The sequence below is a fragment of the Methylobacterium sp. E-005 genome, from assembly GCF_022829725.1.
Taxonomy (GTDB): domain Bacteria; phylum Pseudomonadota; class Alphaproteobacteria; order Rhizobiales; family Beijerinckiaceae; genus Methylobacterium.
This window is the reverse complement of record NZ_JAKSYG010000256.1, coordinates 376,716-397,934: the sequence shown is the minus strand read 5'-3', so window position 1 is coordinate 397,934 and position 21,219 is coordinate 376,716. Positions and strand designations below refer to the sequence as shown.

27 protein-coding genes are annotated in these 21,219 nt (G+C 67.8%); 15 read left to right on the top strand and 12 right to left on the bottom strand.

What is annotated here, in order from left to right; genetic code table 11:
* The first annotated feature begins 138 nt into the window (after window positions 1–138).
* The 3 genes from madL to MKK88_RS32880 all read left to right on the top strand — a co-directional run bounded on the left by madL (window position 139) and on the right by MKK88_RS32880 (window position 2,160).
* Window positions 139–597, top strand: coding sequence for a malonate transporter subunit MadL (madL, locus tag MKK88_RS32890; protein WP_244007984.1), 459 nt, complete (start codon window positions 139–141; stop codon window positions 595–597).
* Window positions 598–614: 17 nt separating this feature from the next.
* A complete protein-coding gene (madM, locus tag MKK88_RS32885) occupies window positions 615–1,379 on the top strand; it encodes a malonate transporter subunit MadM (RefSeq protein ID WP_244007982.1) in 765 nt (254 codons plus the stop codon).
* 112 nt (window positions 1,380–1,491) lie between these two features.
* A complete protein-coding gene (locus MKK88_RS32880) occupies window positions 1,492–2,160 on the top strand; it encodes a GntR family transcriptional regulator (protein WP_244007838.1) in 669 nt (222 codons plus the stop codon).
* A gap of 180 nt (window positions 2,161–2,340) precedes the next feature.
* On the opposite strand, the gene MKK88_RS32875 is transcribed toward MKK88_RS32880, so the two are convergent.
* Entirely contained in the window at window positions 2,341–2,709 is a 369-nt protein-coding gene (locus MKK88_RS32875) for a cell division protein ZapA (RefSeq protein ID WP_244007836.1), read from the bottom strand.
* 38 nt (window positions 2,710–2,747) lie between these two features.
* Window positions 2,748–3,032: a DUF4164 family protein gene (locus MKK88_RS32870; RefSeq protein ID WP_244007834.1), complete on the bottom strand. Its 285-nt coding sequence runs from the start codon at window positions 3,030–3,032 to the stop codon at window positions 2,748–2,750.
* A gap of 446 nt (window positions 3,033–3,478) precedes the next feature.
* Here MKK88_RS32870 and gap point away from each other — a divergent pair, with 446 nt between their 5' ends.
* From gap to MKK88_RS32835, 7 genes are all read left to right on the top strand, one after another.
* Window positions 3,479–4,483, top strand: a complete 1,005-nt coding sequence (gap, locus tag MKK88_RS32865) for a type I glyceraldehyde-3-phosphate dehydrogenase (RefSeq protein ID WP_244007832.1) — start codon at window positions 3,479–3,481, stop codon at window positions 4,481–4,483.
* 90 nt (window positions 4,484–4,573) lie between these two features.
* Window positions 4,574–5,020, top strand: a complete 447-nt coding sequence (locus tag MKK88_RS32860; protein ID WP_244007830.1) for a hypothetical protein — start codon at window positions 4,574–4,576, stop codon at window positions 5,018–5,020.
* Between the two features lie 23 nt (window positions 5,021–5,043).
* Window positions 5,044–6,246: a phosphoglycerate kinase gene (locus MKK88_RS32855; protein ID WP_244007828.1), complete on the top strand. Its 1,203-nt coding sequence runs from the start codon at window positions 5,044–5,046 to the stop codon at window positions 6,244–6,246.
* Window positions 6,247–6,338: 92 nt separating this feature from the next.
* Window positions 6,339–6,584: a hypothetical protein gene (locus MKK88_RS32850; protein ID WP_244007826.1), complete on the top strand. Its 246-nt coding sequence runs from the start codon at window positions 6,339–6,341 to the stop codon at window positions 6,582–6,584.
* A 152-nt stretch (window positions 6,585–6,736) separates the two neighbouring features.
* Window positions 6,737–7,807: a class II fructose-bisphosphate aldolase gene (gene fba, locus MKK88_RS32845; RefSeq protein ID WP_244007824.1), complete on the top strand. Its 1,071-nt coding sequence runs from the start codon at window positions 6,737–6,739 to the stop codon at window positions 7,805–7,807.
* Between the two features lie 19 nt (window positions 7,808–7,826).
* Window positions 7,827–8,474: a thiamine phosphate synthase gene (locus tag MKK88_RS32840; RefSeq protein WP_244007822.1), complete on the top strand. Its 648-nt coding sequence runs from the start codon at window positions 7,827–7,829 to the stop codon at window positions 8,472–8,474.
* The gene (locus MKK88_RS32835; protein WP_244007820.1) at window positions 8,471–9,514 is read left to right on the top strand and encodes a tetratricopeptide repeat protein; all 1,044 of its coding nucleotides are present in this window, start codon (window positions 8,471–8,473) and stop codon (window positions 9,512–9,514) included. The genes MKK88_RS32840 and MKK88_RS32835 overlap by 4 nt, the downstream gene beginning before the upstream one ends.
* A gap of 4 nt (window positions 9,515–9,518) precedes the next feature.
* On the opposite strand, the gene MKK88_RS32830 is transcribed toward MKK88_RS32835, so the two are convergent.
* The 3 genes from MKK88_RS32830 to MKK88_RS32820 are packed head-to-tail and all read right to left on the bottom strand — an operon-like array spanning window position 9,519 to window position 10,808.
* Window positions 9,519–9,959 carry a cupin domain-containing protein gene (locus tag MKK88_RS32830; RefSeq protein ID WP_244007818.1) on the bottom strand — a complete coding sequence of 147 codons (441 nt, stop codon included), beginning with the start codon at window positions 9,957–9,959 and terminating at the stop codon, window positions 9,519–9,521.
* Complete coding sequence (locus tag MKK88_RS32825; RefSeq protein WP_244007816.1) at window positions 9,956–10,369, bottom strand: carboxymuconolactone decarboxylase family protein; 414 nt, start codon at window positions 10,367–10,369, stop codon at window positions 9,956–9,958. The genes MKK88_RS32830 and MKK88_RS32825 overlap by 4 nt, the downstream gene beginning before the upstream one ends.
* A gap of 13 nt (window positions 10,370–10,382) precedes the next feature.
* Window positions 10,383–10,808, bottom strand: coding sequence for a DUF779 domain-containing protein (locus MKK88_RS32820; RefSeq protein ID WP_244007814.1), 426 nt, complete (start codon window positions 10,806–10,808; stop codon window positions 10,383–10,385).
* A gap of 163 nt (window positions 10,809–10,971) precedes the next feature.
* Here MKK88_RS32820 and MKK88_RS32815 point away from each other — a divergent pair, with 163 nt between their 5' ends.
* Window positions 10,972–11,265: a hypothetical protein gene (locus MKK88_RS32815; RefSeq protein WP_244007812.1), complete on the top strand. Its 294-nt coding sequence runs from the start codon at window positions 10,972–10,974 to the stop codon at window positions 11,263–11,265.
* Window positions 11,262–11,591, top strand: coding sequence for a hypothetical protein (locus MKK88_RS32810; protein WP_244007810.1), 330 nt, complete (start codon window positions 11,262–11,264; stop codon window positions 11,589–11,591). The genes MKK88_RS32815 and MKK88_RS32810 overlap by 4 nt, the downstream gene beginning before the upstream one ends.
* A gap of 73 nt (window positions 11,592–11,664) precedes the next feature.
* Here MKK88_RS32810 and adh read toward each other — a convergent pair whose 3' ends face one another.
* The 6 genes from adh to MKK88_RS34010 form a co-directional block, all read right to left on the bottom strand.
* Window positions 11,665–13,188 carry an aldehyde dehydrogenase gene (adh, locus tag MKK88_RS32805; protein WP_244007808.1) on the bottom strand — a complete coding sequence of 508 codons (1,524 nt, stop codon included), beginning with the start codon at window positions 13,186–13,188 and terminating at the stop codon, window positions 11,665–11,667.
* Between the two features lie 340 nt (window positions 13,189–13,528).
* Entirely contained in the window at window positions 13,529–13,876 is a 348-nt protein-coding gene (locus MKK88_RS32800; RefSeq protein ID WP_244007806.1) for a DUF3325 domain-containing protein, read from the bottom strand.
* On the bottom strand, window positions 13,873–15,363 hold the full coding sequence (locus tag MKK88_RS32795; protein WP_244007980.1) for a PepSY-associated TM helix domain-containing protein: 1,491 nt from the start codon (window positions 15,361–15,363) through the stop codon (window positions 13,873–13,875). The genes MKK88_RS32800 and MKK88_RS32795 overlap by 4 nt, the downstream gene beginning before the upstream one ends.
* Before the next feature lie 26 nt (window positions 15,364–15,389).
* On the bottom strand, window positions 15,390–15,716 hold the full coding sequence (locus MKK88_RS32790; RefSeq protein WP_244007804.1) for an iron transporter: 327 nt from the start codon (window positions 15,714–15,716) through the stop codon (window positions 15,390–15,392).
* A gap of 248 nt (window positions 15,717–15,964) precedes the next feature.
* On the bottom strand, window positions 15,965–16,261 hold the full coding sequence (locus MKK88_RS32785) for a hypothetical protein (RefSeq protein ID WP_244007802.1): 297 nt from the start codon (window positions 16,259–16,261) through the stop codon (window positions 15,965–15,967).
* A 59-nt stretch (window positions 16,262–16,320) separates the two neighbouring features.
* Window positions 16,321–17,130: a cold-shock protein gene (locus MKK88_RS34010; RefSeq protein WP_279602688.1), complete on the bottom strand. Its 810-nt coding sequence runs from the start codon at window positions 17,128–17,130 to the stop codon at window positions 16,321–16,323.
* Window positions 17,131–17,443: 313 nt separating this feature from the next.
* On the opposite strand from MKK88_RS34010, the gene MKK88_RS32770 reads away from it, so the two are divergent.
* The 3 genes from MKK88_RS32770 to MKK88_RS32760 all read left to right on the top strand — a co-directional run bounded on the left by MKK88_RS32770 (window position 17,444) and on the right by MKK88_RS32760 (window position 19,846).
* On the top strand, window positions 17,444–17,917 hold the full coding sequence (locus tag MKK88_RS32770) for a response regulator (RefSeq protein ID WP_244007800.1): 474 nt from the start codon (window positions 17,444–17,446) through the stop codon (window positions 17,915–17,917).
* Window positions 17,918–18,027: 110 nt separating this feature from the next.
* Window positions 18,028–19,110, top strand: coding sequence for a Ppx/GppA phosphatase family protein (locus tag MKK88_RS32765; protein ID WP_244007799.1), 1,083 nt, complete (start codon window positions 18,028–18,030; stop codon window positions 19,108–19,110).
* A 10-nt stretch (window positions 19,111–19,120) separates the two neighbouring features.
* A complete protein-coding gene (locus MKK88_RS32760; protein ID WP_244007797.1) occupies window positions 19,121–19,846 on the top strand; it encodes an RlmE family RNA methyltransferase in 726 nt (241 codons plus the stop codon).
* Between the two features lie 236 nt (window positions 19,847–20,082).
* On the opposite strand, the gene MKK88_RS32755 is transcribed toward MKK88_RS32760, so the two are convergent.
* Entirely contained in the window at window positions 20,083–21,186 is a 1,104-nt protein-coding gene (locus MKK88_RS32755; RefSeq protein ID WP_244007976.1) for a DUF4167 domain-containing protein, read from the bottom strand.
* Window positions 21,187–21,219: the final 33 nt, after the last annotated feature.

Here is a 21,219-nt window from a genome sequence, read left to right as displayed (position 1 = left end):
TTGCCAGCCTGTCAACATCCTGCATAATTTGTGGAACGTCCGACGAGCCGGATCGGGAAGGAGACGCTTGATGCCCTGCGCGTCGAGACTGGGGCCGTCATGCGCCCGAATGCCGGCCGTACCGGCTGGACAACGCCGATGATCGTCCTCGGTGTCGCGCTGCTCGCCGCCTGTACGCTGATCGGCGTCTATCTCGGCGATCTCCTCGGTCTCCTTATCGGCGTGAAAGCCAATGTCGGCGGCGTCGGCATCGCGATGATTCTGCTCATCGCGGCGCGCCTCTGGCTGTCCCGGCGGGGCCAGCTGACCAGGGGCGTCCAGTTCGGCGTCGAGTTCTGGGCCGGCATGTACATCCCGATCGTGGTCGCCATGGCGGCCCAGCAGAACGTGGTCGCCGCGATGAGCGGCGGCCCGATCGTGCTGATCGCTGCCACGGGCTCGCTGGTCCTGTGCTTCGGCGCGGTGGCGCTGCTCAGCCGGATCGGCCGCCGCGATCCCGGCAGCGCCACGGTCGAGCAGGGTGGATCGGTGATCGAGGGCGATGCCGAACCGGCCGCGCTCGGTCGGCCTGCCGCCTCCCTTGCCGGTAAGGAGTGAGCGCGATGGATCACAGGATCTGGCACGGCATCGAGCACGTCTTAGTCGAGCAGAGCCTCGTGGCCGCCTTCGCGGTGATCGGGGCGCTGATCCTCGTCTCGAACTACGCCGCCAAGTATCTCACCAATGGGCGGGTTCATGGCTCCGCCATCGCCATCGTGCTGGGTCTGGTGCTGGCCTATGTCGGCGGGCTCTACACCGGTGGAAAGAAGGGGCTCGCCGACATCCCGGCGCTCGCCGGCATCGGTGTCATGGGCGGGGCGATGCTCCGCGATTTCGCCATCGTGGCCACGGCTTTCGAGGTGGACGTCATCGAGGCCCGGCGGGCCGGACTGCTGGGTGTGCTCGCCCTCGCCCTCGGGACGATCCTGCCCTTCATCGTCGGCACCCTGACGGCGGTGGCGTTCGGGTATCACGATGCGGTCTCGATCACGACGATCGGCGCCGGGGCGATCACCTACATCGTGGGGCCCGTGACCGGCGCGGCAATCGGCGCCGATTCGACGGTCATGGCCCTCTCGATCGCGACGGGTGTGACCAAGGCAGTGATGGTCATGGTCGGCACGCCGCTGGTGGCGCGGTTGATCGGCCTCGACAATCCGCGCTCCGCCATGGCGTATGGCGGCTTGATGGGAACGGTCAGCGGCGTCGCCGGGGGCCTTGCCGCGACCGATCCCAAGCTGGTGCCCTACGGCGCCCTGACGGCAACCTTCCATACCGGCATCGGCTGTCTGGTCGGGCCCTCGATCCTGTTCCTGGCCGTGCGAGCCCTGGTTGGCTGACCGGAGTTCCGGATGACTGGAAGCGTATGATCCGGTGGATGGGAAGTGAGGACTGCTTCGTTTGCCCCATGGTCTTGAAGCCGCGGCGCGCGGATTGGTTTAGGATCAGCGGATGCACGGCGACTTTCAAAAGATCGACACGGGACTGCTTTCGGACCGGATCCGCGATGCGCTCACCGATGCCATCACGTCGGGCTCGATCGCGGCGGGCACGGCCCTCGACGAGCAGAATCTGGCGCAGCGCTACGGGGCCTCGCGCACGCCCGTGCGGGAGGCGCTGCGGCAACTCGCGGCCTCGGGGCTGGTGGAAATTCGGCCGCGCCGGGGCGTCGTCGTCGCGCGGCTGACGCCGCAGCGCATCGCCGATATGTTCGAGACCACCGCCGAGATCGAAGCGATGTGTGCGCGTCTCGCCACCTATCGGATGACCCCCCTCGAGCGGGGGGACTTGATGGAACTCCACGCTCAATCCGCCGACGCAGTCCGGGACGGGGACATCGACGCCTACGACCGCTTCAACCGTGCCTTTCACGAGGCGCTCTATACGGCGACCCACAACGGCTTCATGGCCGAGCAGGCTCTGGCGATCCGTGAGCGCCTTGCCGCCTTTCGCCGGACGCAGCTGCGCCACGCCGATCGCATTCGCCGCTCGCATGACGAGCACGGCGAGATCCTGGCGGCCATCGCCGAGGGCGATGGCGAGACGGCCGCCCGGCGCATGAGGGCGCACATGCTGCGGGCGGCTGTGGCATTGGGGCGGTATATCGCGGAGACGGGGTGACGATGGATGACCGGTGGTCGTCGCACGCCTGCTTCGGAGCGGGGCGGTCGGCCTGCTCAGATGTGGCGATGCGAGGGTCACGGTCACCGTAATTGCTGCGCCGCTTGTGGCCGGCGGTCATGCATACGGTGGGACAGCTCGATCGAGTGGAACGCGACGGTCAGGGGGCAGGCCGGCCTGTCAGCCCCGCGACATTCCACCCAGCGCCTCCGCCATCTTGCCGATCCGGTCGGCCGCGCGGCCCATGCCCGCCGCGGCCCGTTCTGCATCCTCCGTGCGCGCCCGCTCGGCCGCCGCAGCGGCGGTACGCAGCGTTGCGACTTCCGCTTCCAGCCCGGCCAACCGCCGGCGCAGCTCCGCCAGTTCATCCGCGATCGTCAGCGACGCCATCACCTGCAGGCGCATATCGCCGATCTCGCCGAAACTCTTGCGCATCTCGCCGATGCGCCCGTCGAGGCTCGCGGCGAGCTCGGTGAGATGCGCCTCCTCGCCCTCACCGCAGGCCATGCGGTAATTGCGGCCGTCGATGGTCACGTTGATCTGCGGCAAGGGCGGCTCCGGAAAGCTCCGAGGGATGGACGACCCGATCAGGCCCGCCCGAGGACGTCCTGGACGGTCTCGATCGCACGATCGAGACGGTGCCCGACCTCGCCGGTCGTGGCGGTGACCTCCGCGAGCCGGGCGCTGGCCGCGTCGAGGGCGGCGGCGAGCCGGGCGCGATCCTCGTCCATCAAGGCGAGTTCGGCGTCGCGGTCATCCGGCTGGGCGGCGACATCCAGGCGATGCTGCACGACGGCATCCATGCGGTTCACCGCCGCCTCCAGACGGGCGAGCGCCTCGTCGATCACGCTGGGTTCGGTCTCGTCGGCCATGATCTTTCGTCCGTTCCGAGCGCCAAGCTTTCCGTCGAATGCTGGCGGAATTCCAGCGCAAAATAACCTCCGATGCCCGGATCGCGCACCCCGGCAAATCAAGCGCGACGTTCCCTGTTTATTGGTCGATGAATCGAAGGTCTTTGTCACCGCAATGCGTTTGACAGGTCGGGGCGCCATGCTAGACAGCCGCGCGCTCCCGAAAAGGGGCTGCGCGCGACTAGCCGGGATCGCCGGCTCGTGACGGTTCTAAGGCCTCGGCCCGCACCGATGGTCGCGGGTCGCGAGGCCCGGACTCTCCGAGCCCGGTTCATCGCTGGTTCAAGCCGGCCCGACCAAATCCGCATGATCGAAATCTGCGCGCCATGGGGTCGGGACGTCGGGATCCGCCGCAAGCCTTGCGCGGTGATGCGCGGTTGTAGGCCGCATCAGGAAGGAGTGACGCCGTGACGAAGGTTGCCATCAACGGGTTCGGACGCATCGGCCGCAATGTCCTGCGCGCGATCGCGGAAGCTGGCCGCAGCGATATCGAGGTCGTGGCGATCAACGATCTCGGTCCGGTGGAGACCAACGCCCACCTGCTCCGCTACGACTCCGTGCATGGCCGGTTCCCCGGTGAGGTCGCGGTCGACGGCGAGTTCCTGGTGGTGAATGGCAAGCGCATCAAGGTCACCGCCGTGCGCAACCCGGCCGAGCTGCCGCACCGCGATCTCGGCGTCGACATCGCGCTCGAATGCACCGGTATCTTCACCTCGAAGGACAAGGCCAAGGCCCATCTCGACGCCGGCGCCAAGCGTGTCCTCGTCTCGGCGCCCGCCGACGGGGCCGACCTCACGGTGGTCTACGGCGTGAATCACGACAAGCTGACGGCCGAGCACCTCGTTGTCTCGAACGCCTCGTGCACCACCAACTGCCTCGCCCCGGTGGCGAAGGTGCTGAACGAGGCCGTGGGTATCGAGCGCGGCTTCATGACCACGATCCATTCCTACACCAACGACCAGCCGTCGCTGGACCAGATGCACAAGGATCTCTACCGGGCCCGCGCCGCGGCGCTCTCGATGATCCCGACCACGACGGGCGCCGCCAAGGCCGTGGGCCTCGTGCTGCCGGAGTTGAAGGGTAAGCTCGACGGGACGTCGATCCGCGTGCCGACCCCGAATGTCTCGGCGGTGGACCTCGTGTTCACGGCCAAGCGCGCGACCTCGGTCCAGGAGATCAACGACGCCATCAAGGCCGCCGCTTCCGGCCCGCTCAAGGGCGTGCTCGGCGTGACCGACCAGCCGAACGTCTCGATCGACTTCAACCACGACCCGCATTCGTCGACCTTCCACCTCGACCAGACCAAGGTCATGGACGGCACCTTCGTGCGCATCCTGGCTTGGTACGACAACGAGTGGGGCTTCTCGAACCGCATGGCCGACACCGCCGTGGCGATGGCCAAACTCATCTGAATCGGGTTGCGGAGGGCCGCCGTCCCGTGACAGGACGGCGGCCGTTCGCCCGATCGGGCGGCCTCACCACGAACCGGGAACTCGCCAGGGATGACCGACGCTTCGCAGGCCCCGTCGACCGCACCGAATACCGTGCCGCCCGCTCCGCTTCCGGCTCCGCAGCCGGCCGCCGCTAACCCGTCCCACGCACTTCCGGCCAACCAGCTCTTCGATCAGCTTGCGCGGATCGAGGACAAGTGTTCTCGGATCGAAGACAAGTATGCCCGCTCCGAGGCACTACTGTCTCGGGTCGAGGACAAGGTCGAGAACGCCACCAGCCGGATGAACGAATCCGCTCGGCAGTCCGATCTGGCGGCCCTGCGGGCGGAGATGCGCGGGATCTCGGAGCGGACACGTCGGCTTCCGGGGACCGGCGCTTTGGTCCTGACGGCCGTGATCACCGCCATTCTGACCGTCGTGCTGATGGTCGCGGTTGAGCGGCTGAATCTCGTTCGGCTCCTGCCGCAGCCGGCCGCGATCGGAACGACCGTCCAATAATCCACCGACCGATACAGGACCGCATGAGCGCCTTCCGCACCCTCGACGATGCCGGCTCCCTGAAGGGTAAGCGGGTTCTGATGCGCGTCGATCTCAACGTGCCCATGGAGAGTGGGCGCGTCACCGACGCGACCCGCATCGCGCGCGTGGCGCCGACGATCCGCGAAGTCGCCGAGCAGGGCGCGAAGGTGATCCTGCTGGCGCATTTCGGGCGACCGAAGGGCAAGCGCGAGCCGAAGGACTCCCTGGCGCCGGTGGTGCCGGCGCTCGGGCAGGCGCTCGGGCGCCCGGTCGCGTTCGCGCCCGACTGCATCGGCGAGGAGGCCGCGAAGGCGGTGGCGGCGCTGACGGACGGCGACGTTCTCCTCTTGGAGAACACCCGCTTCCACGCCGGCGAGGAGAAGAACGAGGCAGCCTTCGCCGACGCCCTCGCGGCGAACGGCGACGTCTATGTCAACGAAGCCTTCTCGGCGGCACACCGCGCCCACGCCTCCACGGAGGGTCTGGCGCACCGCCTGCCGGCCTATGCCGGACGCGAGATGCAGGCCGAACTCGACGCCCTGACCAAGGGGCTGGAATCGCCGCAGCGCCCGGTTATCGCGCTGGTCGGCGGCGCCAAGGTGTCGTCCAAGATCGACCTCCTCGAAAACCTCGTCGCCAAGGTCGACATGCTGGTGATCGGCGGCGGCATGGCCAACACCTTCTTGCACGCGCAGGGTAAGGCCGTCGGCAAGTCGCTGTGCGAGAAGGACCTCGCCGAGACCGCCACCCGCATCCTGTCCGCCGCCGAGAAGGCCGGCTGCCGGATCATTCTGCCGGTGGACGCGGTGGCGGCAACCGAGTTCAGGGCGCAGGCGCCGCACGAGACCGTGCCGGTGGATTCCGTACCGGATACCAGCCTGATCCTCGATGCCGGGCCGCGCTCGGTCGCCGAGATCAACGGGGCCATTGATGGTGCGAAGACGCTGGTCTGGAACGGCCCGCTGGGTGCGTTCGAGCTGGCCCCGTTCGACGCCGCCACGGTTGCCGCCGCCAAGCACGCGGCGTCGCGGACGAAGGCCGGGCAGCTGGTCTCGGTGGCGGGCGGCGGTGACACGGTCGCGGCCCTCAACCACGCTGGCGTAGCGCAGGATTTCACCTACGTTTCCACCGCGGGTGGCGCCTTCCTCGAATGGCTGGAGGGCAAGGCCCTGCCGGGCGTCGAGGCCCTGCGAGCAAAGGGCTGAGCGCGGCGCGCCGCTCTCCTCCCCAGGGTCCGCCATCCCATCTATACTCCCGGCCATCAAACAGCCGGGGGGCCGAGCCGATCGGTGACATCATGGAGAACGCGACGATCGAGATCCTGAAGGGCATTCAGGCGAGCCTTGCGCAGCTTCGCTCGGACACGACAGCGTTGCGCGCCGAGACCGGAGCTCGGTTCGACAGCCTCGCGGCTGGCTTGCCGAAGGATCGGCGAAACGCCGCCGGTATGCTCGTGATGATGCGGGCCACGGCCGGTGATTTCGACGCACGGGTGGGCGAGGTCGAGGAGCGTGTCGCAGCGTTCGAGAGCAGGATCGCCTGATTTTTTTCACTGGACAATTGCTCTGCGCGGTAACGATTAGCACTTTGACGCAAAGCTCTCAGCCTGACGGCGCTATAGAAGCTGACTGAGAGCTTCAAATCGCCGTCGGCGATCGGGCTGACCACCAAACGGCAAACGGGAAGACAGTCACGATGGCACGCATCACCCTTCGACAGCTCCTGGATCACGCCGCCGAACACGAATACGGCGTGCCCGCCTTCAACCTGAACAACATGGAACAGGGGCTCGCCATCATGGCGGCCGCCGACGCCACCGATTCCCCGGTGATCCTCCAGGCGAGCCGCGGCGCCCGCGCCTATGCCAACGACATCGTGCTGGCCAAGCTGATCGACGGCCTGGTCGAGATCTACCCGCACATCCCCGTCTGCATGCACCTCGACCACGGTAATAACGAGGCCACCTGCGCCACCGCGATCCAGTACGGCTTCACCTCGGTGATGATGGACGGCTCGCTGAAGGCCGATGGGAAGACGCCGGCCGACTACAACTACAATGTCGAGATCACCCGGAACGTCACCAAGATGGCGCATTGGGCCGGCGTGTCCGTCGAGGGCGAACTCGGCGTGCTGGGCTCGCTGGAAAGCGGTCAGGGCGAGGCCGAGGACGGCCACGGCGCCGAGGGGACCCTGAGCCACGACCAGCTCCTGACCGATCCGGACGAGGCGGTGAAGTTCGTGGAAGCCACCAAGGTCGATGCGCTGGCGGTGGCGATGGGCACCAGCCACGGCGCGTACAAGTTCACCCGCCAGCCCGATGGCGAGGTGCTGGCGATGAACGTGATCGAGGAGATCCATCGCCGCCTGCCGACGACGCACCTCGTCATGCACGGCTCCTCCTCGGTGCCGCAGGATCTCCAGGACATCATCAACCAGTATGGCGGCCAGATGAAGCCGACCTGGGGCGTGCCGGTCGAGGAGATCCAGCGCGGCATCAAGCACGGTGTGCGCAAGATCAACATCGATACCGACAACCGGATGGCGATGACCGGGCAGATCCGGAAGGTGCTGACCGAGAACCCATCGGAATTCGACCCGCGCAAGTACCTGAAGCCCGCCATGGAAGCGATGACGAAGCTCTGCAAGCAGCGCTTCGAGGAATTCGGGACGGCCGGCAAGGGCTCGAAGATCCGTCCGATCTCGGTGGCCGAGATGGCCAAGCGCTACGCCAGCGGTGCGCTCGATCCGAAGATCGGCGCGCGCTGAGCGCAGACAGGCCGCCGCGATGAGTAACGATACGCGTCTCGCCCTGCTCGGGCCGCACGGCCTCGACGCGGCCGGCATGGAGGCTTTCGTGGCGGCTCTTGGGGCCGCCTGCGATGCCGGCGATGTCGCGGCCGTGATCCTGCGTCTCGCCGCCACCGACGAGCGCGGGCTGACCGCGCAGGTCAAGCAGGTGGCAGCGGTGGCACAGCCGCACGGGGCGGCGCTGGTGGTGGCCTGCCCGGGTTTCACCGGCGACCTCGCCGCGGTGGCGATTCGGGGCGGTGCCGATGGCGTCCATATCGACAAGCCCCGCGATCTGAAGGAGCTTCGGAACCGGTTACGGGACGGGCGCATCCTGGGGGTCGGTGGCACCGAGACCAAGCATGCCGCCATGGAGGCCGGCGAGGCGTCGGTCGATTACCTGATGTTCGGCGGCCTCTACCCGGACGGCGCGGCGCCCGACGCCGAGACGGTGCTGGCGCGGGTCTCGTGGTGGGCTGAGATCTTCGAGACGCCCTGCATCGCCGTGGCGACACGTGCCGACGCGATCGGCGCGCTCGCGGCCACCGGCGCGGAGTTCATCGGGCTCGAAAGCGGGCTCTGGCTGACCGATCCCGAGGCCGTCGGACAGGCGCAGGCTGCGCTTGCGCAGGTGCCCGCGCGATGAAGCGGGCAATTCCTTCAGCCCTGGCCCTCGTCAGCGTGCTGTCGGCCTTGCCGGCTTGGGCCGCGGGCCCGAGTGATCCGGTGAGAAGCGCGGCCCAGCCGATCGGCTCACCGGGTGCAGGGTCCGGCAAGTCGCCGATGCCGGAGCTGCCAAGCCCCTACACACCGAACTACACCCGCGGTGCAGTCCCGCCCGCCAGCGGCCAGCCGGCGGATCTCGCCTATGGTGCGTATCAGCGCGGGCAGTACGTGACGGCCTTCCGGGAGGCGACCAAGCGCATCGAGGCCAATTCCAAGGACGCACCGGCGATGACGCTGCTGGGCGAGTTGTACAATCAGGGCCTCGGGGTGAAGCAGGATCCCGTCAAGGCCGCCGAGTGGTACCGCTTGGCCGCGGCCCAGAACGACGCGGCCGCCATGTCGTCCCTCGGCCTGATGGCCCTCGACGGCCGCGGCATGCCGAAGGATCCGAAGGCCGGTCGCCGGTGGCTGGAACAGGCGACGGCGCATGGTTCTGGGACGGCGGCCTACAACCTCGGATTGATCTTGATCGGAACGGGCAACCCAACCGACGAGGCGGCCGCGGCTACGCAGTTCCGCAAGGCGGCCGATGCGGAGATCGGCCCGGCACAGCACGACCTTGGCGTGCTCTATCTCCAGGGTCGCGGCGTACCCAAGGATGCCAGTAAGGCGGCGTCCCTGTTCCGTCGCGGCGCGGACAATGGCGATCTGGCCAGCGAGATCGAATACGCCATCCTGCTGTTCAACGGGAACGGCGTCACCAAGGACGAGCGTTCGGCCGCCCGCTACTTCCTGCACGCCGCCTCGCGGGGGAACGCGATCGCGCAGAATCGCATCGCGCGGCTCTACGCGGTCGGGCGCGGGGTGACCAAGAACCCGGTCGAGGCCGCAGCCTGGAACCTCGCCGCCGCGGGTCAGGGCCTGTCCGACGCATGGCTGGATCAGACCCTGTCCGGACTCTCCGCCGAGGAGCGCGCCCGCGCCGAGCGGCTTGCCAACGAGCGGATCGAGCAGCGCTGAGGCCCTACGCCTCGGCCTTCGACCAATCGACCCCGGCTTCCAACTCCGGCAGGAGCACGACACTCTCCTGCTCGTTCGGGTCGGTCCGGCTGATCACCGCCGTGACCGGTTCGGTGCGGCTCCGGTTGTAGGGCAGGTGCGGCACGTCTGCGGCGATGTAGACGAACTCGCCGGCCCCCGCGATCGCGTGATGCTGCAGGCGCTCGCCCCAGAAACAGCCCGACACCCCCGACAGGACGTAGATCGCGGTCTCATGCGCTTCATGTTTGTGCGCATGGGCGCGCTCCCCGGGCGGGATCTCCAGGAGCTGCATGTGCAGCGCCTTCGAACCGACCGCCTCGGCGGAGATGGCCGGCCGATAGAGGTGCCCCTGTTTGCCGCGAAACGGCGCGCTCTCGCGCACGACGCGAAGGCCGTCCTTGGGCGTGCTGGAACCGGTACTCATGGACCATCCCCCACCTTGAAGGCGGCATCGACGGGGATCTGCATGCCGTTGACCAGCGCGTTCGTTTGGTTCGCCATGCCGACCACCGCCAGGAATTCCCCATGCTGCGCCGGCGTCAAGCCTTTCGCGCGCGCCGCGGCCGTGTGCGAATGGATGCAGTAGGGGCAGCCGTTGGCAATCGAGACCGCAATGTAGACCAGTTCCTTGGTCAGGGGATCGAGCGTTCCCGGTCCCATGACGACCTTGAGACTGGTCCAAGTCCGCTCGAGGAGCGCCGGGTCGTTGGCAAGCCCGCGCCAGAAATTGTTGATGAACTCGGATCCGCGGGTCGCCCGGATATCGGCAAAGACCGTTCGTACCCGTGGATCGGCCTCCGCGTCGGCATCGCCCCAGAGCGTCACGGTCGCCATGGCGTGATTTCCCTCAGAGCTTGCAGGCGCCTTCCAAGGCCCGATTCTCGGCGTCCGAGAAGAGCCGCGAGCGGATATGGAAGCGCTTCTCGCGGCCGTTCTCCAGTGAAAACATGCCGCCGCGCCCGGGAACGACGTCGAGAATCAGGTGCGTGTGCTTCCAGACCGCGAATTGTGAGCGGCTGATGAAGAAGTCCGCCCCGGCGATCTGGCCCAGATGTACATCACCGTCGCCGACGAGGAAGTCGCCCACCGAATAGCACATCGGCGAGGAGCCGTCGCAGCAGCCGCCCGATTGATGGAACATGACCGGGCCGTACTCGGAGCGCAGCTCCTCGATCAGCGCCAGCGCCTTCGGCGTCGCGGTGACGCGCAGGGGGGTACCGTCGGCGCCGACCTGCTCGGCGGTCGTGGCCTCAATCCTCGCGTCCAGGCTCATGCCGTCCTCCCGGGTGTCGTTGTTGATATGCGTCTGCGGTTTCGAATTTCCACATTTGCGTCAACGATATGGTCAAGCTGGTGCCGGACCGCTCGCAGCCGCGTTGCCTGCCGAGAACGCCCCGACCGGGCGACACGGAGAGCCCTGCGGGCTGATCGAGACCATGATCCTACGAAGCGCCGTTTCCTGTCACACGCTCATCGTCGCCATCGCGGCGGGCCCGGCCAGCGCGGATCCCCTGACCCTGCGGGTCCAGCCCAGGACCCAGCCGCTGTTCCTCCAGCATGCCTGGCACGTGGCCGGAAACCCGAACGTCACCCCCGATAATCCGATGGGCGTCGTCGGCTGGGACGGCCCACCCGACGACGTGCCGAGCGTGAGCGCCGATGCCGGTCCGATGCCGCCCGGCTCCATCGCCAACGTGCCCTACGAGGGCTTCGGGTACGGTGTCTATTGATCCGCCTGCTGGTCGCCTTCCTTCTCGCTGCCCTGGCGAATGGCGCCGCCCTGGCGCGTGAGGATGTCAACGCCCCCGCGCGGGAGGCGGAACTGCGCACGTGCCTCAATCACCCGGATTGGATCGCGCCGCCCGACGCCGTGATCGCCGACCGGGCATCGTTCTGCGCCTGCTACGCGGAGAGCGCTGTGACGGCGCGGCTGTGGGAACTCGAGAAGGCCGAGGCCAACCAGGGCGAGGAGGTTCGCCGTCCGGTGGCGGACCGCACCATCAGCCTGCACGACCGGAAATCGGCGGCGATCGCCGCATCCTGCCTGAAGCCCTGAACGCGGGCTCTGAAAAAGCCCCGGCCGTAAGGCCGGGGCTAAGTCGTCTCGGGGGGTTAACCCGGGCAGAAGCTCAGAAGAACCCGAGCTTCTTGGCCGAGTAGCTGACCAGCATGTTCTTGGTCTGCTGGTAGTGATCGAGCATCATCTTGTGTGTCTCGCGGCCGATGCCGGACTGCTTGTAGCCGCCGAAGGCCGCGTGGGCCGGATAGGCGTGGTAGCAGTTCGTCCAGACGCGGCCGGCCTGGATCGCCCGACCGAAGCGATAGGCGCGGGTCCCGTCTCGGGTCCAGACGCCTGCGCCGAGGCCGTAGAGCGTGTCGTTGGCGATGGAGAGCGCCTCGGCATCGTCCTTGAAGGTCGTGACCGACAGGACCGGTCCGAAGATCTCCTCTTGGAAGATGCGCATCTTGTTGTGGCCGCGGAACACCGTCGGCTTCACGTAGAAGCCCTCGGCGAACTCGCCGTCCTTCACGTTGCGCTCACCGCCGGTGAGCAACTGCGCGCCCTCCTGCCGGCCGATGTCGATGTAGGAGAGGATCTTCTCCATCTGCTCGCCCGAGGCCTGGGCGCCGATCATCGTGGCGGGATCCAGCGGCGAGCCCTGGGTGATCGCCTCGACGCGCTTCACCGCGCGCTCCATGAACCGATCGTAGATCGACTCGTGGACCAGCGCCCGGCTCGGGCAGGTGCAGACCTCACCCTGGTTCAGGGCGAACATCGTGAAGCCCTCGAGCGCCTTGTCGAAGAAGTCGTCGTCCTCGTTGGCCACATCGGCGAAGAAGATGTTCGGCGACTTGCCGCCGAGCTCCAGCGTCACCGGGATCAGATTCTGCGACGCGTACTGCATGATGAGGCGGCCCGTGGTCGTCTCACCCGTGAAGGCGATCTTGGCGATCCGCGGCGAGGAGGCGAGCGGCTTGCCGGCTTCGAGGCCGAAGCCGTTGACGATGTTGAGCACGCCCGGGGGCAGCAGGTCGCCGATGATTTCCATCAGCACCAGCACGGAGGCCGGAGTCTGCTCCGCGGGCTTGAGCACCACGCAATTGCCGGCGGCGAGCGCCGGGGCGAGCTTCCACACGGCCATCAGGATCGGGAAGTTCCACGGGATGATCTGGCCGACGACGCCCAGCGGCTCGTGGAAGTGATAGGCGACCGTGTCGTGGTCGATCTCGGAGATCGAGCCCTCCTGCGCCCGCACGCAGCCCGCGAAGTAGCGGAAATGATCGATCGCCAGCGGGATGTCGGCGTTCATCGTCTCGCGAATCGGCTTGCCGTTGTCCCAGGTCTCGGCCAGCGCGATCAGATCGAGGTTTTCCTCCATCCGGTCAGCCATCTTGAGGAGGATCCGGGCGCGCTCGGCCGGCGCGGTGCGGCCCCAGGCCTCCTTGGCGGCATGGGCGGCGTCGAGCGCCTTCTCGACGTCCTGCGCGTCCGAACGGGCCACCTCGCACACCACCTTGCCGGTGATCGGCGACGTGTTCTCGAAGTAGCGGCCGGCCACGGGGGCGACCCACTGGCCGCCGATGAAATTCTCGTAGCGGGCCGAGAAGGGCGACTTGACCTTCGAGTCGCCGAGGAATTCCGGCTTGTTCATCGCTCTGTTCCCTCCATTGGCCCCGGCCTCGCGAACCGCGGCTCTTAGGCGTTAGCTGGTGGTCGGGCGGCCGTTTCGTCGAGCCGCATCCCGATCCGCTATGATCACAGCCAATGGCTTTTGGCTTGTGGAATCAAGATGGACTTTTGGCCAGTGCGCGAGCGTGGGGATCCTACGCTGTTCCGGTCATGACCGCGAGAGCACAATGATGTTCGCGATCGGTCGAGTTGAAAACGTCGAAGTTCCCGCGCTGTGTCGATGCACTATCGCGTGAACACTGCGCGATCCGTACGCCGCACGACCGATTGATCGAAGATCCATGGGTGGTGCGATCGGTCAGTCATGACGCCAGCGCCAGCGGGGCGATCAGGGCGGCGAGCGGAAGCGCCGCCAGGGCAATGATCCGGAGCGATGTGGGCCGAAAGGCGATCACGCCGACCACGGCGAGTGCTGCCCCCGTCAGCGAGCCGACCCACTGGACCGGACCGAAGCTGCACCCGGCGGAAGCCATCGCAGCCAAGAAGGACAGCCCGAGTCCCGCCCAGCCGGCGTTTCGCAGTCCCCTGATCCGGGATCGGGAAACTGGAATGCGGACCACCGCACGGTGGTGCCGATCCTGGCTCAGGGCGAAGGCGGAGAAGCCCGCGAAGGCGAGCAGAAGGCTCAGGATCATGGCGGGCGCGGTCACGCTTCGGCCGTCATGTGCAGGTGCTCCTGAATCGGGCGTCGCGCCCATGCCCGCCGGCTTGCAAGCCGCGCCGCGAGGAGCAGCAGCAGACCCAGGAGCGCCATGGCAACATCGAAGCCGATGAACCGGGATTCGCCGATGGTGATGGCGTCGATCACCGGGATGGCCAAGAACGCCGAGGCCGGCACGGCCAGCGCGAAAGACCAAGCCCGCGTTCGCGGATAGAGCGCGGATGCCAGGGCAGCCAGCACCCAGACCGCGAAGAATGCGCCGACCTCCCACTCCGCCCGGACGTCAAGCGCGACGGGGAGCAGGCGATTGGCCAGGAAGTAGGCGGCGAGGCCCGCAGGCAGTCCGGCGATGGTGCCGAGATTGAGGATGCGGACGAGACGCAGGCCAAAGCCCTCCGGCGCGACATTCTTCGGAGCCCGGGCGACGGTCCAGAGCACGAGACCCGTCGCCACCGTGGCAGCCCCCATGAGGCCGCAGAGGAAGAACAGGAACCGCAGCGGCGCAGCCGCAAAATGCGCTTCATGCAGGCCGACCATCACGGCACCGGTCCGCGTGGCCGCGCCGGCCTCGCCCACCCGACCAAGCTCTGCGCCGGTCGCCGCATCATAGGCGATCTGGGGATGCAGATGGGCGAGGCCCGGCGGCTCCTCGAAATAAGCGGTCACGGTCGCGGCCGCATCGGCGGGATTCGCGACCGTCACGAGTTCGGGCATCTCGCCGGTCGTCGCGATGGCGCGCGACACGATTTCGCCGAGCGGCAGCCCCGTGCCCGGCCGGCCCGCCACCGGGCGACCCGCGATCATGAGGCCGGCCTCCGCGTAGTAGCGTTGAATATCGCCGCGGTAGCCCGTCTTCACCGCCCAGGGCATCAGCATCGAGGACAGGGTCACGAGGCCCGTATAGACGATCATCAGGTGGAACGGCAGCGCCAGGACGCCCATCACGTTGTGGGCGTCGAGCCAGCCGCGCTGCGCCGAGCGATCTCGCCGGAAGGTGAAGAAGTCGGCGAAGATCCGCCGATGAATCACGATTCCCGAGAGGAGCGCGATCAGCAGGACCATCGCGCAGGCGGAAACGATCCACCGGCCCCAGATCGGCGGCATGTTCAGCTCGAAGTGGAATCGGTAGAGGAAATCGCCGCCGCGTGTGTCCCGCACCGTCGAGCGCTCGCCGGTGGCCGGATCGAGCAGGGCATGATGGAACGGGCCGCCGAAGTTCGGCCACCAATAGACCTCGACGGTCGGGTTTTCAGCGGTCGGCAGCCGGATGGACCAACCTGCGGCGGCGGGCATCGTCTTCTGGAGGAACGTCCCCGCTCGGCTTGCCGCGGCGACGGGATCCGACACCGTGTCCGATAGTTCCGGCCGCATCCAATGCGAGATCGCAGTCCGATAATAGCTGGCGGTGCCGGTGACGAAGATCGCGAACAACAGCCAACCAACGACGAGGCCGGACCACGTGTGCAGCCACGCCATCGACTGGCGGACGCTTTTTGGCCGGCTCACGCGACCCCTCCCGCCTGGAAGGCGCCTACGAGCCACAAGGCGGCGATCAACAACGCTGCGGCGAGCCCGAGGCCCAAAGCGGCACGGCCGACCGTCCCAGCGGCGAAAACCCAGATCACCGCGGCCGCCATGATGGCGAAGCTCGCGATGAGGGCAGCCGATACGGCCTCGGCCCGGCCCCCTGGCAGCATCAGGGCCAGGAGCGCGCTCGCCAGGGCGGCGATCAGATACCCACCCACGCCCGCGAGAAGCACTCGGGCGGTCACCGCCAACCGATACGCGCGCACGGAGCCTGGACGGGCCTTCACTCCATCCGCACTCATGGCGCCACCTCGCGTCTCCGTGAATCCATGGCGCGACCTAATCGCGACCGCCGAGGTGACGCAACGGCTATGTTCCGGAACGATTCCAGTGAGGCAAGAAGGACTTAGAACGAGTCTGAACTAAACGGGCGTGGAACACCAAGTCCCAACGGGCCGTTCCGCGCAGCCCCCATCATCGCGCTGAGATGGTGTGGGTTGGCCGTTGGGACACTGGAGTAAGGCAGCGCCTTCTCGGACAAGGCTGCACCTCAGTACCCGGATGGCGGAGCCGTGCGCCCCGACCCGGATCGGCGCAGCGCCAGCGCGGCGTCCCGTGCGCTCGGCGGTAGCTCGGCCTCGAGTTTGACGCGCGGCGATGGCGCCTCGCTCATTGACCGGTCGTGGTCATGTCCCCGCGCGTAGCCGGCGTTGATCCCGGCATAGAAGCCGGAAAAATCTTCGGCGCGCGCACCGCCGGCCAGGACGACGAGAAGGGCTGAAAGCACGATACGGCGCATGGCGGACTCGGGGATGTCGCCCAGAAACGAAGCGGGCGGCGGTTCCATCCGGAACCACCGCCCTCAGTCTTCATGCGGATCGCGGCGTCAAAACGGCCGCGATCGCCTCAATCCTCGACGTTGATGCTCTGGGCCTCACGGCCCTTCTGACCCTCGACCACGCCCAGGGTGACCTGCTGCCCTTCGGCCAGCGAATCGAGACCGGCGCGGGACAGGGCCGAGCGGTGGACGAAAACGTCCTTGCCGCCATCATTGACCGAGACAAAGCCGAAGCCCTTGGCCGGGTCGTACCATTTTACGGTGCCGGTCATCTCCACCGACGGGCCGCCGGCGAATCGGCCACCGCCGCCGCCACCACCACCGCCACCACCGTAGCCGCCACCACCGTAGCCGCCACCACCGCCGCCGCCACCGAAGCCGCGGCCGCCGTCAGCAGCGCCGTAGCCGCCGGTCCGCGGACGAAACTCGCGGCGGGGAGCCGGCGCCTCGGCCGTGGACGTGTCGACGCTCGTGACGCTGGTCACCTGCGGGCCCTTCTGACCCTGTGCCGTGGTCACCGTCAGGCGGGTTCCCGGCATGAGATCAGCGTGGCCCGCCGCTTCGACGGCGCGGATGTGAAGGAAGGCATCGCCGCCGCCGTCACCCAGCTCGACGAAGCCGAAGCCCTTCTCCTTGTTGAACCACTTGACCGTGGCATCTTGCTCGGGCCCGGAAGCGACCGGGGCCGCGCCGCGGGACGGACCGCGGTCGAACCCGCCGCCGCCGCCGCCGAAGCCGCCACCACCGCCACCGAAACCACCACCGCCGTACCCGCCGCCATATCCGCCGCTGGGAGGAGCCTGGTCAGGCCATCTCGGCTCGCCACTCTCGTCGAAGCCGCGCTTCTGCGGCCCTCTGAAATCACGACCACGTCCCATAGAAAGCTCGCAAAAACCGTCCGCCGCCCTTGTCTCGAATACCGCGTGCGCGCCATCCCAGACAGCCCACGCCCCGCACTATCATTACCCCAGGTCGCGGTAACCAAGAATAACGCCCCAGTCCTGACGCAATCGGGCCTTGACCGCAAGGACCTTCTTGGCTCAAACGCGCCCGTTTCGTTACTTTCTTGCGGGAAACAACGCAGGCGGCCCACGAGTCCCGGCACAATCTTTCGCATGTGAGAGAACGCGTTAGCGAAGCGCAAACGGTAGCCGGGTAGCTTCGGCGTCGCGTCCTGCACTGCGACCGGCCATGATCGCGACCCCGACCTTTCCCGATCTCTCGGCCCTCGTCGTCGACGAGAGCCTCTACATCCGTCGAATCGTGCGCGATATGCTGATGCGCGTCGGCATCAAGCGTGTCCTGGAAGCGCCCGACGGCGCCGAGGCGCTCGGCGTCCTGGCAGAGAGCAAGCCCGATATCAGCATCATCGATTGGGATCTCTCGATCCTATCGGGCGAGGAGTTCATCCGCCTCGCGCGCACGCCTACCACGTCGCCCTGCCCAACCATTCCGATCATCCTGATGCTGGCCCAGCCGCGCCGGAACGTCGTGGACCGCGCGGTGGCGCTCGGCGTCAATGAGATCATCGCCAAGCCGTTCTCGCCCAAGACCCTGTGGTCGCGCCTCGACGAGGTGATCAACCGCCCCCGCCCCTACTCGCAGGTGAAGAGCCTCCTGCGGCCGATCCCGCGCCGGGCCGGTCTGATGAAGGCCGTGGCCTGAGCGTGGCGGCGATCGGACGTTGCAGTTCCCCGCCGAGCCTGTAGGGTCGAAAGTCAGTTGAGGCCGGGCACCGCGCTCCAGGCCGACCCGAAGGATCGACGGCCGCGCCGATGAGGGACGAGACCGCCGCGGCCGCGCCGTCCCGAATCCAGATCGGTGCAGAGCCGCCCCAACAGCCGAGCCCGATCATGGGCCGTGAGCGCCGGCGCCCGGCTTACGCGGCGCTGGATCTCGGCACGAACAATTGCCGCCTGCTGATCGCCGAGCCGACCTTCACCGGCTTCCGGGTGATCGACGCGTTCTCACGGATCGTCCGGCTCGGCGAGGGACTCGGCACCTCCGATCGCCTGAACGAGGCCGCGATCGAGCGTACCGTCGAGGCCCTGCGCATCTGCCGTACCAAGATGCAGACTCGCGGTGTGCAACGGGCCAAGGTCATCGCGACCGAGGCCTGCCGGCTCGCCGTGAACGGGGCGGCCTTCGTCGAGCGCGTCCGCCGGGGTGTGGGCCTCGACCTCGAAATCGTCGACCGCCAGACCGAGGCCTACCTCGCCGTCACCGGCTGTGCGGCGCTCGCCGATCCGCTCGCCGAATCAGTCGTGATCTTCGATATCGGCGGCGGCTCCACCGAGATCGCTTGGCTCGACGGCGCTGCCGCCAACCCGTCCACCGACCCGACGCTGCGGATCCGGGCCTGGGATTCGCTGCCCGTCGGCGTGGTGACCCTGGCCGAGCGTCACGGCGGGGCCGAGGTCACGCGGCGCATGTTCGAAGGCATGGTCGAGGAAGTCGCCGAGAAGCTCTCGCCCTTCGCGATTCGGGCGGCGGCTGCTGCGACGGGCAGGCATTTCCACCTGCTCGGCACCTCCGGCACGGTCACGACGATCGCCGCCATGCATCTGCGCCTCGCGCGCTACGAACGACGACGCGTCGATGGCCTGTGGATGAGTGACGCCGCCGTCACCACCGCCATCGACGACCTGCTCGACACGCGGTTGGAACAGCGGGCCGACAACCCTTGCATCGGCCGCGATCGAGCCGATCTGGTGCTCGCCGGCTGCGCGATCCTCGAGGCGATCCGCCGGGCCTTCCCGTCCGAGCGCCTACGCATCGCCGACCGGGGCCTGCGCGAGGGCCTTCTGATGAACATGATGCGGGAGGACGGGGTCTGGAACAGGAAGGCAGTTCGATGAAGGCGGCACGATGAGCGACCGGCGCGGCGGCGCGAGTTCCGGCGGCGGCGTGCGGGGGGAGCTGAAGCAGCGGGTCAAGACCGGCCGCGGGCGGACCCTGTCGCAGAAGCGCTGGCTGGAGCGGCAGCTCAACGATCCCTACGTGGCGCGGGCCAAGCGCGAGGGCTACCGCTCCCGCGCGGCCTACAAGCTCATGGAGATCGACGAGCGCTACAAGCTGCTCCGGCCCGGCCAGAGGATCGTCGACCTCGGCGCCGCGCCGGGCGGCTGGTCGCAGGTCGCCGCCCGGATGGTGGGGCCCTCCGGCAGGATCGTCGGCATCGATCTCCTTGAGATCGAACCGATGGCCGGCGTCGAATTCATCACCCTGGACTTCCTCGATCCCGAGGCGCCGGCCAAGCTCACGGCGCTGCTCGGCGGTCCGGCCGATCTGGTGATGTCCGACATGGCAGCCAACGCCACCGGCCACAAGAAGACCGACCATCTGCGCATCATCGGCCTGGCCGAGACCGCAGCGGAATTCGCCAGGGAAGTGCTGGGACCGGGCGGCGCTTATCTCGCAAAAGTGCTCCAGGGCGGCACCGAGAGCGCGCTGCTGACCGATCTGAAGCGGGATTTCGCCACCGTCCGCCATGTAAAGCCGGCGGCGAGTCGGGCCGATTCGAGCGAGCTCTACGTCCTGGCGACCGGCTATCGCGGAACGCCGGGTGGCCCCCAGGCCTCCGACGAGGATTGAACGCGGGCGCGCTCCTGTCCTCTCGCGCCCCTCGATCCCGCGCCACTGCGTCGGCGCTCGGAAGACCTATGACAGAGCAGTTCGCTCCACGCCCGATCTTGCCCCTGCCCGGCTCGTCTTTCGTGTCGAGGTCTGCACGGACCGGTGTGCACCCGTGCAGCGGCGCTCAATGACAAAGGGCCGCCCCGGTTGCCCGGGACGGCCCTTCCAGATCGATGATCCGGGGCTTTTTCGACCTACTCGGTCGATCCATCCTCGGACGGCGTGCGGGTCTCGCCTTCCTCTGCAACGCTCTCGAAGCGCGGGCGACGGCGGCGGCGGGGCTTAGCGGCGGGCGCCTCCTCGGCGGTTGCCTCGGAGTCCGGTGCCGCCGGCGGCTCAGCCGCCGGGACCGGCCGGGCCGGGGCCATCAGGAAGGCCGGCAGGCCGCTCGGATCCTCAGCTGCAGCGACAGGTGCGGCTTCGCGGCGGCGTTCGCGCCGGGGAGCGGCTTCACCCTGCCGCGCGGTCTCGCCGCGCGGAGCCCGCTCGGGACGCCCCTCCGAACGGGGCTCCGCCCGGGTTTCCTGCCGGGTCTCAGACCGTGGCTCGGCGCGCGTCTCCGTCCGCATCGAATCGTTGCGTCCGTTGTCGTACCGGCCCTGATCGGCGCGGGTGTCCTGGCGATTTTCCTGGCGATTTTCCTGGCGGTTTTCTTGGCGGTTTTCTTGGAACGCCTCCTGCCGATTGTCCGATCGGTCCTGGCGATAATCCTGCCGATTCTCTTGCCGGTTGTAGTCCTGACGGTTCGACTGCCGATCCTGCCGGTAGTCCGGGCGCTGATAATCCTGCCGCTGGTAATCCTGTCGCGGCTGGTCCTGCCGGCGGTAATCCTGGCGGCCGTTGTTGTCGAAGCGGCGCTGATCGCGGTTCTGAAACCGGTCTCGGTTCTGGCGTCCATCCTGATTCAGGTCGCCGCGCGCCTCATAGGGCTGGGGCTGCTGACCCGGATCGCCGTCGTCATAGCCGTTATAGGCGCGGCCATTCTGGGACGCGCCATTGCCCTGCCCGTCCTCGTCGCCCTCATCGCCCTCGTCATCGTAAGGACGGCTGGCGTAACCGCCTGTATTGGCCGGACGGGTCTGGTCCTGAGCACCCGACACAATCCGGAAATAGTGTTCACCGTGCTGGAAGTAGTTCTCGGCAGCCACCGGATCGCCCGCCGCCAATGCATCACGGGCGAGCTGAGCGTACTTATCGGCGATGTGCTGCGCGGTGCCGCGGAGTTTGACGTCGGGACCGTTGGATTCGTACGAGCGCGTCAGCGGATTCGGACCCTTCGGCCGATTCCGGCCGCGCATCCGTCGATTCTGGTTTGGTCTCATCGGTCTGTA